15 protein-coding genes and 1 pseudogene are annotated in these 14,008 nt (G+C 36.5%); 4 read left to right on the top strand and 12 right to left on the bottom strand.

All coding sequences use genetic code 11. From position 1 onward, the window contains the following. Positions 1–158: 158 nt before the first annotated feature. The 4 genes from cuyB to C9J29_RS18065 all read right to left on the bottom strand — a co-directional run bounded on the left by cuyB (position 159) and on the right by C9J29_RS18065 (position 4,814). Entirely contained in the window at positions 159–860 is a 702-nt protein-coding gene (gene cuyB, locus C9J29_RS18080) for a cysteate racemase (protein WP_008173579.1), read from the bottom strand. After that, positions 857–2,089 (bottom strand): carboxylate--amine ligase, encoded by a 1,233-nt coding sequence (locus C9J29_RS18075; protein ID WP_089986814.1) that lies wholly within the window; start codon positions 2,087–2,089, stop codon positions 857–859. Before C9J29_RS18075 ends, cuyB begins: the two co-directional genes overlap by 4 nt. Positions 2,090–2,146: 57 nt before the next feature. Then, entirely contained in the window at positions 2,147–3,136 is a 990-nt protein-coding gene (locus C9J29_RS18070) for a C39 family peptidase (protein WP_237068874.1), read from the bottom strand. Between the two features lie 181 nt (positions 3,137–3,317). After that, positions 3,318–4,814: a class I adenylate-forming enzyme family protein gene (locus tag C9J29_RS18065; protein ID WP_090002976.1), complete on the bottom strand. Its 1,497-nt coding sequence runs from the start codon at positions 4,812–4,814 to the stop codon at positions 3,318–3,320. A 249-nt stretch (positions 4,815–5,063) separates the two neighbouring features. On the opposite strand from C9J29_RS18065, the gene C9J29_RS18060 reads away from it, so the two are divergent. Further along, entirely contained in the window at positions 5,064–5,669 is a 606-nt protein-coding gene (locus C9J29_RS18060) for a metallophosphoesterase family protein (protein WP_008173587.1), read from the top strand. Between the two features lie 45 nt (positions 5,670–5,714). On the opposite strand, the gene C9J29_RS18055 is transcribed toward C9J29_RS18060, so the two are convergent. The 6 genes from C9J29_RS18055 to C9J29_RS18030 all read right to left on the bottom strand — a co-directional run bounded on the left by C9J29_RS18055 (position 5,715) and on the right by C9J29_RS18030 (position 9,387). Beyond that, positions 5,715–7,466, bottom strand: coding sequence for a methyl-accepting chemotaxis protein (locus tag C9J29_RS18055; RefSeq protein ID WP_090002977.1), 1,752 nt, complete (start codon positions 7,464–7,466; stop codon positions 5,715–5,717). 277 nt (positions 7,467–7,743) lie between these two features. Then, positions 7,744–8,328 carry a DUF305 domain-containing protein gene (locus C9J29_RS18050; RefSeq protein WP_008173590.1) on the bottom strand — a complete coding sequence of 195 codons (585 nt, stop codon included), beginning with the start codon at positions 8,326–8,328 and terminating at the stop codon, positions 7,744–7,746. Positions 8,329–8,404: 76 nt separating this feature from the next. Continuing rightward, entirely contained in the window at positions 8,405–8,608 is a 204-nt protein-coding gene (locus tag C9J29_RS18045) for a cysteine-rich CWC family protein (protein WP_237068873.1), read from the bottom strand. Between the two features lie 79 nt (positions 8,609–8,687). Further along, positions 8,688–8,885 (bottom strand): hypothetical protein, encoded by a 198-nt coding sequence (locus tag C9J29_RS18040; protein ID WP_008173593.1) that lies wholly within the window; start codon positions 8,883–8,885, stop codon positions 8,688–8,690. Between the two features lie 13 nt (positions 8,886–8,898). Continuing rightward, a complete protein-coding gene (locus C9J29_RS18035) occupies positions 8,899–9,111 on the bottom strand; it encodes a hypothetical protein (protein ID WP_008173594.1) in 213 nt (70 codons plus the stop codon). Positions 9,112–9,153: 42 nt separating this feature from the next. Further along, positions 9,154–9,387: a hypothetical protein gene (locus tag C9J29_RS18030; RefSeq protein WP_107922559.1), complete on the bottom strand. Its 234-nt coding sequence runs from the start codon at positions 9,385–9,387 to the stop codon at positions 9,154–9,156. Between the two features lie 121 nt (positions 9,388–9,508). Here C9J29_RS18030 and C9J29_RS18025 point away from each other — a divergent pair, with 121 nt between their 5' ends. Then, a complete protein-coding gene (locus tag C9J29_RS18025; RefSeq protein ID WP_043989608.1) occupies positions 9,509–10,003 on the top strand; it encodes a L,D-transpeptidase family protein in 495 nt (164 codons plus the stop codon). A gap of 39 nt (positions 10,004–10,042) precedes the next feature. Here the strand turns inward: C9J29_RS18025 and C9J29_RS18020 are convergent. Further along, positions 10,043–10,790: pseudogene (locus C9J29_RS18020) on the bottom strand (DUF2935 domain-containing protein). Positions 10,791–11,001: 211 nt separating this feature from the next. Here C9J29_RS18020 and C9J29_RS18015 point away from each other — a divergent pair. After that, positions 11,002–12,672: a ribonuclease J gene (locus C9J29_RS18015; protein WP_089986810.1), complete on the top strand. Its 1,671-nt coding sequence runs from the start codon at positions 11,002–11,004 to the stop codon at positions 12,670–12,672. A 49-nt stretch (positions 12,673–12,721) separates the two neighbouring features. Here the strand turns inward: C9J29_RS18015 and C9J29_RS18010 are convergent, their stop codons facing one another. Continuing rightward, on the bottom strand, positions 12,722–13,390 hold the full coding sequence (locus C9J29_RS18010; protein WP_237068872.1) for a restriction endonuclease subunit S: 669 nt from the start codon (positions 13,388–13,390) through the stop codon (positions 12,722–12,724). A 218-nt stretch (positions 13,391–13,608) separates the two neighbouring features. On the opposite strand from C9J29_RS18010, the gene C9J29_RS18005 reads away from it, so the two are divergent. After that, entirely contained in the window at positions 13,609–13,998 is a 390-nt protein-coding gene (locus C9J29_RS18005) for a helix-turn-helix domain-containing protein (protein ID WP_008173600.1), read from the top strand. The last annotated feature ends 10 nt before the right edge of the window (positions 13,999–14,008 follow it).

Here is a 14,008-nt window from a genome sequence, read left to right as displayed (position 1 = left end):
TATATGTACGCAAACCTTTGTCTAATCGTTTCACCAAATGAAACTCTCATCCATAAAAAATCTGCCTAACTCCACACATGGAAATGTAAGCCCGTCCACAATTTTTTGAAGACTTACAGCCTACCCATGTAAAGCAAGCAGATTCTTTCTATACATTCCTAATCGATTAGCTCATAACCACATGCTAAAATAGCACACTCCGCTAAAACGATTAATGAATCGATATATATATTACTTAATTTTAAATCTCGATTGACAATAGATAGCTCGGTACAACCCAATACGAGACGATCACAGTTTAGAGCTAGCATGGCATCTTCAATTGGTTGCCAATCATCCTGTGTGACATTCTTACCCGCTTTAACATAATCGTAAATAATGGTCATCACATGGGCTCTCATCTCATTATCTGGTACAACCGGTGTAATTCCATATTCTTCTAACGCATCTTGGTACATGCGTGAAGTCAATGTACCAGTTGTCGCTAAAATACCCACACGCTCTGCTCCCAATTCGGATGCACGCTTCGCCGTTTCACGAATCATATGCAAAACAGGAATCGGGGAGCCTTCCTGGATCTCGTCATAAAAAGTATGAGCCGTATTACACGGAATGGCAATCATATCAGCTCCAACAGAAGCCAACTTTTTTGCATCCTCAATTATAACAGGCACTGGGTTTTCTTTCGTATTATCTAAAATAAAAGCCGTACGGTCAGGAATATTTGTATCATTATCAATAATGGTATGTAAATGCTCCTGATCTTTTTGCGCCTTTGTTCGTCTTACAATCATTTCACCAATAAACATCGTTGCTAGTGGACCAACTCCACCTATTATACCTAAAGTTTGTTTTTTCATGAGTTAGACAGACCTTTGTTATTAAAATATTTCTTATATTTGCGATAAAAATTTAAATTATCAACAGTTACATTCAACCAACGTTTGGCATTCATATCCTTATAATTAAAAATAGAATCTGTCGCCATTCCTTGTCGAATTAGACTTTTTGCTTCAATAATAAGTTGTTCATTTTGTACATATTTGAAAAGGACACCATTTGGTACGATTGTCCAAAGATGTTTATTTTGCACGTATGTTAGTGGCTGTTTACTTCCTCGAACATAATCGTCTGCAACATATTGCATAAGGTTATAGCCACTAGCTGTCACATAATAATTGGAAAGCTCATTATGTAATTCGATACTTAACAATTTATAGTGTCCATCACGCTCATCATATTTCATATCAAATGTAGCAAATCCATGGAATTGAATGGCTTCTAGAAATGTCTTCACATTTTCCATTAAAGTCGGATTATAGGCTGTCATAATAGCCACATAACGACCAATCCCCTCTGGTGAATGCTCTTCTAGAATCGGATTTCCTACAGCAAGAAGCTTCGCTTTCCCATCTTGTCCTACATAAGCATTCACAACACACATATTCGCATCTTCTCCAGGAATATATTGCTGAATCATAAGATCATCTCGATAGGCTGATTCCTTATAAATAGCATGGAATATGCTATCCTTTTCTACTTTATCATGTGCAATATATACTTTTTTCTTTCCAGGAAAAATACATGTGGCATACTTTGTCATATTCATCGGTTTAATGACAATTGGGTAGTCAAATGTCATTTCGTACTCTTCATAATCATTAACTGTGCATACATGCATAGCTGGGTATTGAAAACCAAATTGTGCACACAGCTCATACATACTTTCACGAGTTAGCAGCTGATGTGCAAGAGTAGTATCCACATAAGGAACTAAAAAATCCTCTATCAATTCATCTTTATGTTCTACGATTTTTTTGACATAAAATTCATCACAGGCTAATAGCAGTAATTTTTTTTCAGGGAACTCCTGCGCTATTGCCTTTAGTGCTGTCACAAATCGTTCTTCTATATGAAGTCTCGGCACTTCACGGAAGGTCAGTAAATCACTTTGTTGAATTTTTTCCATATTCGTATGATTTAATGCAAGTGGCTTCACACCATAGGCTTCGTAAAATGCTCTGGCCATGCCATAAGCATTCATTTCATCGCCTAGTAAAACCGGTAAAAAAGCGTGCTCAATGGCCATTCTACTCAACTCACTTTTTACGTTTTTATTAGTGTAACATACTTCCTAATAGCTAGTTTATTTATGTACAGCTACTGCCTGTTCACCTAATTCATGATAGCTTTTAAAGAACTGGTCCACATTATAAGTGACATAGCCCTTTAACGGGTCCATTACTACTACCTTATCACCTAAATGTCCAGTTAACACAACAGCGTGTAAATTCATAAAAGCGTCCTGCGAAGTAGTCGCTCCTTTATAAATCCAACCTCTATCTGCCCTTTTTTTAGGCTTCGATAAATCCAGCGTCACCCATGTCACGACAGGAATTCCCTCACGAACAAGCTGCAAAATATCTTCCTGTGAGGCATTTCTCATATCTGTCACACGTAAATCAGCTTGTTTATCTGCAATAGCTGCCTCCGCTGCCTTAACAATTGGAGCAGCAAATACATACATACCATGAGCTTTATCACGAGGATTACCTGCAAAAGCCTCATTTGGATTTGGTCCAAACCGTTGATTGCCTACAATACGTATTTCTTGCTTTGGTAAATAGTTATCAGCCATTTCAAGCTTTGACACATTTATTCCAAAGTAATTTAACACGGCTGTGAGTGAAGTTATTTCACAGCCATGTGGAAGCTCAGGGTTTTGCATCACCACAGGAACATCTAGCTCTTGTTCGTCTCTTGTAAAATGGGTCTGCAATCTAAAATATGGTTTTGTCGTATCATACGTAAAATTTTCGATGGTTGTATAGCCATCATTTGCCGCACTATTTTCAAGGGTCGTTGCCGCAACAGCATATTCTCGTCCCTCTTTTAGCTTCGAAAATATAGCTTCTCCCTCTTCAGAACCAATAGCTTCTTCTACAACATTACCTGTCTGTACATCTGTGACCGTGATATAAAGATTAGCAATTGGTGCACCACTATTAAATTCTACCGTTAATACTGTTAATTGATTTTTATTTTCCGCATCTTGCTGTGAAAATGGCTGACAGCTAGAAAGTAACATTATGATCAACATGCCGATAAGTAAAAGGCGTTTATACCCCGTCCACAAGACAAATTCCGCTCCTATTCTAAATCGAAGGGTCACCCCTTCTCCATTCTTTTAATTTAATTTGTCGTAGACTTTATTATACGATACTTTGAAAGAGGTTCCTATTTTATCTTGTTTCAGAGAATTTTTTTTGCATCGAAAACGAAACTTTAAGGAAAATTAACAGTCAAAACTTTTTTTCTCAAATCGTACTTACTTTAGGTCGTAATGTATGCTTTAGAACTTTACCAGAAGCATTGCGTGGCAGTTCAGTTAAACATTCTATTTCATACGGTATTTTATATTTGGCAAGCTGTGATTGACAATAGGATAGAATATTTTCCTCATCGAGTGACTTACCTTCCTTAAATACGACAAAGGCTTTGGGCACCTCTCCATACACTTCATGCGGTAATCCAACTACTGCTGCCTCTAAAATTTCAGGCAATTGATACAATACTTCCTCCACTTCAATAGGGTAAATATTTTCACCACCTCGGATGATCATATCTTTTTTTCGATCAACAATATATAAATAGCCTTCCTCATCAAAACGCCCTAAATCTCCTGAATATAGCCAACCATCTATAATCGTTCTAGCTGTTTCTTCAGGATTACGTAAATAGCCCTTCATCACCTGTGGTCCCCTTACACATATCTCGCCTACTTCACCAGCGGGAACCTCCTTACCTTCACTATCAACTACTCGAACCTCTGTCTGCCCTAATGGCTTCCCAACGGAGCCTATTTTCGTTAAGGCATCTGTATCTAATAAAGATGTGGCTGCAGGTGTATTTTCTGTTTGACCATATAAATTTTGTACATTCACATTTGAAAATGCCTCTTTCACTTGTTTAACAAGCTCATAGGGCATTGGGGCAGCCCCGTAACATAATAAACGCAAATGGCTAAAGCTATGTTCCTTAAAACCTGGCGTATTTAATATGATCGTATACATAGATGGAACACCAAAGAAGATGGTTGCCTCTGTTATTGCAATCTGCGCTAATGTTTTAGTTGGTGAAAAGGCTTCTTCTATCACGACTGTCCCGCCTTGATAAAACATGGGCATAGCAAAGACATGAAGTCCTGCACAGTGAAATAATGGTGTACAAATAAACATCCTGTCCTTGTTAGACATTTTCATGGAAGATGACCAAATATCAGCTGTAGCTACAATATTTTCATGAGTTAGCATCACGCCTTTTGGTTTACCAGTTGTACCTGAAGTGTACATAACAACCGCAGTATCATTGGCCTCCAACTGTACTACAGCTCTTACTAAATTAGTATTTTTAAAGATATTATTCATCGTTTGAAATCCAATAACATGTTGGAATGAATAGGATACATCCTCTAGCGCTTCAGCTAATCTTTCATCATAAATGAGTCCCTTTGCTTGTGAATGATTAAAAATAAATTCAACCTCTGGAGCTGCTAATTTAGTATTAATTGGCATAGCTACGTAGCCAGCTAATTGCACACCTAAATAAGCAATTAAAAATAAATCTGAATTGAGGGTATATAGAGCAATGACATCGTCTTTTTTATAATTTTGCTCCTGTAAATAAGCTGCAAATCTTTCGACACATTTGTAAAATTCACGATAACTTAGCTTTTTCCCATCATATAAGGTCGCAATTTCACTAGGCTGTTGCACAGCATACTTTTCAAGAATATCCGTCATGTACATCGTCATTATAAGCCCTCCAAAAATTTGTTTTTTTATTGCTAGATAGAGTCAACATCAATGGCAAATTACTAGACTGCTAAAATTTCAGAAAATTATGATTTTATTTTATCAAGCATTGAATTCCTTGGCAATTTTTCCATACATTCAAAATATGTAGGTAAACTAACGAAATATTCTTAGACGTTTTACTTTTCTAGCAATTTCTATTAGGTGTATGATAATTATACGATTATTTATAGGAAAGGCCGGGTTTGCATGCTATATGCACTTTTAGGAGATTTACATTCTAATATAGAAGATACGAAAGCTGTTCTCACTCATATTCAGCAGACAGCAAAGGAAGCAAAAATCATTGGATTAGGTGATTTATATGAATGCACGATTAGTAAGAAAAAAGCCCAAACGATGTCTGGGTTATCTTTACAAAGAGCAGCGATCGTTGAAAATAAATTTGAGGAACTGTTAACCTTCCCCTCTATACGAGGCAATCAAGAAGAACGTATTACACAGGTGACGGGCATTGAGCGCTTTAGGGCGTTACCTGAAACAATGGAGATTGATGGCGCCACACTTATGCATGGGCATCAATTTAAATGGAGTGTAAGCTGGCAGCCAACATTCCCACCCTTTCAAAAGCCATTGTTCTTCTTTGGTCATAGTCATGAATCAGGTCTTTATCACCAGCAGAAAAAATTACCGATTCGTATTCGCTACGGACAACCTATTGTATTACAAAATAAACAATACGGTGTAAATGTTGGCTCCGTTGTAGATCACCGTGAATGGTGTCTGTATGATAGTGAAAAGCGGACCATAACCTTTATGTGTGTACCTTCTGTTGATGAAGGAACAGTGTCTTAAACATAAAAAGAGCAAGCTAATCTGCTCTTAGCTTGCTCCCCGTTTTTAATGAATGTATTGTTTTTTTCCGTCCAATAGAATTTCCTTTAACGCTTTGAGTTTGTCAATGACTACAAAGGATTCTTCCGAAATTTCCTTCAAGTATTTTTCTGCCTCATTTTTATGTCCTACATTATATTCACGCACTGCTTTTTTAGCAATTTCATGGACATGAATAAATGGCTGTTCTAATTCTACATACACACGTTCATCACCTAATAGCTTTTTGCCAGTGCCATAATACCATTCACCAAGACGCGATTCTTTTGGCGAGCCTACATCTTGCTCTGTCATCGTTTCAAAGCCTAGCAGTAAATTATAAATTTTCCAGCGCCATAATAAATGATCGGTAATGGCTAATTCAATGATGTCCTCTTGGCTAATAATAAAGTTTTTAGAAATCGTTGATGAACGGTATCCATCGATCATTTTACTTAATTTATAAATAGCAGAGCCCATATCAAAAACGATGACTTTACTTTTTTGCATACTTTCTGTAATTGTATGGTTGCGTTCAGATATCGTTGTAGCGGATTGAGCTTGTACCTTTGTTGTTGTAGCTATTTCCTCAAAGCGAGCCCCTTGCTGCTGTAAATTTTTATTTAACTCTGCAAGTGTTTGAGTGATATGTAGTGTATCTGTAACACCTTGATGTAAGTCTTGTGAAAATTGAGTCGTTAAAGAGCTAATATTGTTAGTAATATGCAGTAGCTCCTGTATATCTGTATGTATGGATTTGACAGATGTACTTGTATCATCGGCAAGCTTCCGAACCTCTTCTGCGACGACAGCAAAGCCCTTTCCTGCTTCCCCCGCGCGGGCTGCTTCAATCGATGCATTTAAAGCTAATAAGTTCGTTTGATCTGCAATTCTTTGAATCAATTCCATCAGCTTCGCTACACTATTTACACGTTCAACGAGACGTTTAATATCCTCCTGCATGGATTTATGTCCTTCATCTGTTGTTTGTAAGATCGTTGATACTTGGTGTAACGAATCTAAATCCTGGTTTAATTTTTTTAAAGCAAGCTTTGTTTGCTCTGAAATATCGCCTACAGATGTAGCAATATCTTCAATGCTTTCATCTAGTTCATGCATCGATTGATCTGCTGCAATGATTTCCTGTTGCTGTATTTCTTGAAATTCAATGAGTTCCTTCACTGTATCCAACTGTGTGTTATAAGTAATGATTTCACCTAATCCATTCACTACGGAACCGGCTTGTATTTCTATATAGGTTTCTAAAATAATTTGCTGATCGATTGTTACTAGGCTATCATACGACAATAGGACATCCAGCATCTTCTCTTGATCACGTGATAATTCTTTTACAATTAGTGGAATAATTAACTGATTAATTAATGTATAGGCAGAAATCATCCAGTTCGGTAATACGCCTATTCGTGCATGTATATATGCTATTTTACGTCGCTTAAATACATAATCTAAATCTAATTCATCGTCAAACAGACTTATAAAGTGTGAATCGAATAACCCTTTTAAACGTTCGACTGTTGAATGTGTATGAATTACTTGGTTAAATTCTGATATTTCCAACAAACGATCATAAAAGTTGTCGAGTATATGCTGTCGATTGTTTTCATAAATTTTACGTAAGAACCCAACAGATTCTCTCCTAATTCTTGATAGAGCTAGAAAATCCAATTTTTCTTTAAAGCGCTCATTCGCCTCAATGTCAGAATTTTTAGCGGCTGAGAAATAATCATAATTTTGATTAATCTTCTTCCTTTTGAACACAATAACCACTCCCGTTTGTCTAAAGTACATGCATGTAGAAACTACTATTTATAAACGAATAATTGAATTTCCTTCATTACCTTCATCTAATAAAACATTTATATTTTACCAACAACAGAAAGTCAAAAATAGATTCTCAAAAAAATCTTTACACTATCTTATTTACTTGTCCACTTTATTGACATTTTTCTTTGATAAACACTATTTCCACGCAGAAAAAGCGCTAAAACCATGATTGATCTTAGCGCCTTCTTCCTATATAAACATTTAGTTACTACTAGCACTCGCAATCGCAATTTTGTAAACTATCCAGTAACTTTTCCATAGCCTCTAGTTGCTCACAAAGCGTTTGAATCATGCATTTTAGAATTGGGATTAATTCTTGGCAAATACAAAATCTTAGCACATTTTGCGCTAATCGTATTCCGCCCTGATGATGGACAATCATTTCCCTTAAGTAGTTGATGTTAATGCTATTGGAAACTGGTGGTGCACACATTGCATTAAACATAGCTTCTGTAATTTCTTTATAAGCACACATATACTCGTATAATTCATACTCTGAATTTTGTACAACACAGCATCTATTTTGTAGTGCTTCAAGACTTTCAAGCATTTCTGTATGTGTTCGGATGATTTCTAATGCAAGATTTTGTACAGGAATATTTGTCGTGAAGCGTAAAACATTTTCTGACATTTGAATTGCTGCTATTTGATATGGGATGATTTGCTTTATAAAATTTTCTGAAATACTACAAGTAATGGTTACATAGGTCATGCCCTGCATCATCTTTTTAAGGATGCGTTGATATTCCTCTAAATATATCTGTGTGACATTACTAAGTTCAATAGGTCTAGCCATTAGACACACTCCTTTCAGAGTAATGTATGCCCGCTAGGTTGTTGTGCGATAGACAATTGTACCAATTGCGCAATTTTTACAGGAACGTCATGATAGTTATAAGTTCTACGGACTCTTCTTTATATGTATCTAGGCATGCTTGACAAATACATGTATTCGTTATGGTCATATTTAACAATTGTTCTGGAAAGTTCTGTGTCATACACCAACATTCTTTTTCCCCTTTGGCGACTCCACAATGATTTTCTTTCCCACATCTTGGGCATCTCTTTTCCGACATAGTCTTGGCCCCCCATTCTTTTTCCATCATTGTAAAGGAAAAAAGGAAGAGCACTCAAGACCTTACTCCTCCCCAGTCACTATTGATGCTTGTGAATTTCTTGTTTCACTTCATCTATATTGGTGTCACTATATATAGCCGTCCCATGTCCACCCTGTTTAGCCAATAATGCTTTTACCTCATTGTAGGATAATCCTGCCTCGGCATTTTTCTGCTTCACTTCATGAATATCTGTGCCCGAAACTGTGAATGGAGCTTCTCCACTTTCTCTATTCATTGTTTGCTACCCCCTATAATTCATCCGGCTGTAATTCAATCAATTCATCGCCTTCTCTTCCCACTCTCTTATTGAGTTCCTCAATAGGGATGGCATCAACAGTTTGCATATCCTCATGCAAATCGAAAAGACTAATTGTATCTGATTCAACCATGTCAGGTTTGTCTTTACTACTTAAATTCATAAATATTTTCTTTTCATGTGGTATTTGTTCTTTGTCCATCATGCCACACTCCTTTCTTCTTTAATGTGTGTAATGATGAACAGATTATGTGTCTTTCCTTTTAGCACTTTTATCGATGCGATGGTACTCAGAAATTTGAATGACACGTACATGCCCGGTATGCAATTCATGATAAATACCTCTGCTATCTGTAAAGGAGATATATTGATCCCGTTCACTCTTTACCAAATTCTCTGCTTCTTGCTGTGACTCGATAAAGATAAACCTTCTGACATAATGTATTTCATCAAAAAAATACGTAATTTTAAATTCCCTCATGATATATGCTCCTTAACAATACGGTGTTACTGCTTATTCTATCCAAAGTCCTGAACAATCCATAACATCATTCATAAGTAGCATATAGTATAATCATAACCTGTATAAAGGAGGATGGACGTTGATTCATACCGTTAAACCCGGCGAAACGTTAACTCAAATTTCCCGCGATTATCGTACCTCATTGTCTTCCATTATTGAGGCCAATCCAGGCATTCAACCAGACACTCTTTACGTCGGTCAACAAATTATAATACCTGGCTTTCCTGATCCTGAGACAATCCCATACCGTATTGAAATTTCTACAGAAAATCGTTGGCTACGCCTCTACAGAAATAATATCCTTCAAAAACAATACCCAATAGCAGTTGGACGTATGCTACACGAAACACCTGTTGGTAGTTTTATTATTATTAACAAAGATCCAAATCCTGGCGGCCCATTTGGAACTATGTGGATGAGTTTATCGAAGGAACACTACGGGATTCATGGCACGAATGATCCTAGCTCCATTGGGCATGCTGTTTCTCATGGCTGTATCCGAATGCAAAATCAAGATGTTGAAGAATTAGCTAGTATTGTTCCTATTGGGACTGAAGTAGTGATTCATCCATAATAATAAGGCTATCCAATGTGATAGCCTCCTCGCCTTCTTCTATTTTTCTCCTCTTGACTGTGCAAGCTTCATTAAATAGTATTGCTCTTCACGCCACATATGATCCGCCATAGGCGCTGTAAATGTACCTAAAACCTCTGCACTCAATTCCATCTCTTCTAACTCTTTTAAAAATGTTCAACTCAACATCCTTATTAAACCGGCTTAAAGCAGGAAAGGAATGCATATTCGTTCGTAAATAACCTGTTAATTCTACTGCCTTTAAATAAAATTGTTCAAAGTGTTTGGCAAACTCATTACTCTTTTGCTTCAATCTTTTTTCGACACCATCTAAATCATCCTGAATAATACCTGCATGTCCTGAAGCATCTAATAGCCAAATTAAATGATGGTGAAGCTCATGAAATATTGGTGGTACTTCGCCTTTTTTTAAATAATTGAGCACATTTTGATATTCTTCTAGTTCATTAACCATATGATTGACAAATGTTGGTGTTAAATGAATCCCAATATCTCCTGACAATTGATGTCTCAGTAGATGTAGTTTAAATTGTTTAAACTGCTCGACATTGTCATCCACGGTTATGGAGAAAGAGACTGCATTTGTACCATCAATAGATGACAAATAGGTAAGCAGCTGAGAGAATTGTTGGATAAAACTATTTGCCCTTTGAATGTCATCCTGTTCAGATGGATATAATGCGCCATGAATAAATTGCGCATGATTTTGCATGATTTCTAGCCAAAACCTATGCTCGAAAATTGCATGTTGCACAAAATTAGACAGAGTTAAACCTCCTTTGTTTTTCTTCACTATGAAAGAAGCTTGACGCTATCGTGCCAATTTTTTTAGTCCCCTCTATTTTATTCCTCATGAAATACAAATAGTAGTCTTCAGATCATCATGATCCATTTCGTATAGGATGAAACACTAAAAGCTATACTACCAATGGCTAAAGTAATTATTAGATGGAGTTACAACTTTAGGAGGGAGTACTTTGTCCACAAAGAAACAGTTATTATCCATTTTTGCCTTAGGTGGTATTAATGAAATTGGCAAGAATATGTATGTAGTTCAATATGCAGATGATATGATTCTTATTGATTGCGGAGCAAAATTTCCAGATGAAACCTTGCTCGGTATTGATTTGATCATCCCTGATATCACCTATTTGCTTGAAAATAAAGAAAAAGTTAAAGCTTTAATTGTGACGCATGGACATGAAGATCACATTGGTGGTATTCCATATCTCTTAAAAAAATTAAACGTTCCTGTTTATGCTACCCGCTTCACTTTAGGGCTGATCGAATTAAAATTAAAAGAACATAAGCTGCTCAGAGAAACTGACTTAATTGAAATTCAGGCTGACTCAGCACTCCATTTGGGAGAAATTGATGTAAGCTTCTTTAGAACTAACCATAGCATACCCGATTGCTTAGGAATCGTCCTTGCCACTCCTGAAGGAAATGTAGTGCATACTGGCGATTTCAAATTCGACTTAACACCTGTGAATAACCAATTCGCAGACATTCATAAAATGGCAGAAATTGGATCAAAAGGAGTGCTCGTTCTAATATCAGAAAGTACAAATGCCGAACGACCAGGCTTAACGCCCTCTGAGCAACTTGTTGGTCATCATATTGAGGAGGCCTTTTTCCATGCCGAGCGTAAAATTATCATCTCAACCTTTGCCTCAAATGTTAATCGTATTCAACAAATTGTGCATGCAACCATTGCCGCTAATCGAAAGCTAGCTTTATTAGGTCGTAGTATGGTAAATGTTGTAGATGTCGCTATTGAAAGAGGTTATTTATTTGTTCCAGATGATCTGTTAATAGATGCGCGTGAAGTTAAATACCTTCCCCCAGAGGAGGTAGTCGTTCTATGTACTGGCAGTCAAGGAGAGCCATTAGCAGCACTCGCACGTTTAGCAAATGGTAACCATCGGGAAGTAAAGGTTTTACCTGATGATATGGTTATTCTCGCAGCGTCTCCTATTCCAGGCAATGAAAAAGGAGTTTCTCGGATTGTTGATCATTTGTTTCAGCTTGGCGCAAAAGTCATATATGGTTCTTCCAATCATACGGGAATGCATGTTTCAGGACATGGCTATCAAGAAGATTTAAAACTTATGCTGACGTTTATGAAACCACAATTTTTTATTCCTATTCATGGCGAATTCCGTATGTTGCATCAGCACCGTTTATTAGCTGAGTCTGTTGGCGTTCAAAAGGGCCATACGTTTATTATGAAAAACGGAGATGTTGTGGATATTGAAAATGCGACAGCGAGACAAACACGCAAAGTTCCATCTGGGGATACGTATGTGGATGGAATCGGCATAGGTGAAGTAGAAGGTATTGTCCTGCGTGATCGCAAGCAGCTTTCTGAGGATGGAATGTTGGTTATTGTTTTAACCCTTAGCAAAGCAGACGGTGCTATTATTTCAGAGCCTGATACTATTTCTCGTGGCTTTGTGTTTGCAAAGGATTTCGAAGAGCTATTGAATAAAGTGAATGTGCTGACCAAAGAAATAATCAACGAGTTGCAGCAAGAAAGTAGACAAATACATGTCTTAAGACGAGAAATAAAAAAAGCTGTGGGTCAGTATTTATTTACACAAACAAAACGAAAACCTATGATTTTACCCATCATTATTGAAATATAATTAGTCGGTGCAAGGATTAATAAATCCACTACGCACCGACTGCTTTATATTAATGGCTACATAACCTCTGACACGCATGATATTCTGGAAAATCATGCAAATAATCACCATTAAAAATATGATTTAGCATAGCTATATAAAGATAATGCAACTGCTCAAATCCTTGATATAAGCTGTTAGAATGATGGTTCGCTTGTCTAGAAGTATTATCAAAATGCTTTGGTAGATTCTTAACTGCAGTAACTAAATAATCCTTATTCGTTAATAATTGTTGAACAGCATTTAATACTTGAACTACTTGATGCTGAATGACTATAGAAGGTAACTCAATCATTAAACGATAGTCATCACATTTTTTATTATTATGTTGATACCATTTAATAAAATGAAATAAATAGTCACTGCTTAGTATCGATTCATTCGGTATGATTGCAATGATTTCATGGCTAATACATACATCTGTTTTACATTGATATATACTCGTGTCCTTTAAATTCGTTTTATTTAGAAGGATACTTTGAGCTGGTACCAATGAAAAAGAGTATTGTTCTTTCAATGTACTATCAACCTTTGGCAAACGACTAGTATCATCTTCAAGCGATAATTTCTTTAGCGCTTCTTCGGTTATATAAGGAATACCTTCCCTAGTAAAGCGTTTTTCACTCGTGAACATTTTACCCATTTTAATTTTTGCTACCTCTTCTAACAAATACTTCACCTTGCTTTCATCCTCCAATCTTATGTTCTACTTTGTAAACTACTCTATAAACATTCACTTTCGATCTACTTCTAAAAGCTTCAATTAGGCCATTTGACTAAGGAAAGTGGCTACTCTAAAATTGTACCATTTTAATGTAACTTTTCTCTATTATACCACTATAATAGTATAGTCATTTCCACTATTTTTCACTAGCTTTTAACATAGAGGTGAATCATATGTCAGATTTTTTAAAGCTAGTAGGTGAACAACTCCGTATTATTAGATTATCGAAGGGGCTAAGCCAGGAAGAAGTGGCCGAAAGAACAGGGAAATTGGGTTTCAGTAAAGGAAGAGTCTCCAATATTGAACACGGACAATCTAATATAACCTTAAGTACATTAGAAATACTTATGAAGGCACTAGATATCCCTCCTGAGGAGCTTTTTAATTTTCAAAAATTATCTGGCGTTACTGATATTGAGGAAAAGAACCTCATGCTAGACATTCATCGATCATTATTAAGAGAACGCAATTTAGACGAGGTTAAATATGTAGTTCGTATTACAAAGGATTTTTTAAATACGATTGATTCACAGTCAAAGAAAAACAGCCCCAATGGTCAATGACATTGGAGCT

This window comes from Lysinibacillus fusiformis, from assembly GCF_003049525.1.
Taxonomy (GTDB): domain Bacteria; phylum Bacillota; class Bacilli; order Bacillales_A; family Planococcaceae; genus Lysinibacillus; species Lysinibacillus fusiformis.
Note: the sequence above shows the minus strand (reverse complement) of the source record. Positions and strands in the feature narration are given on the sequence as shown.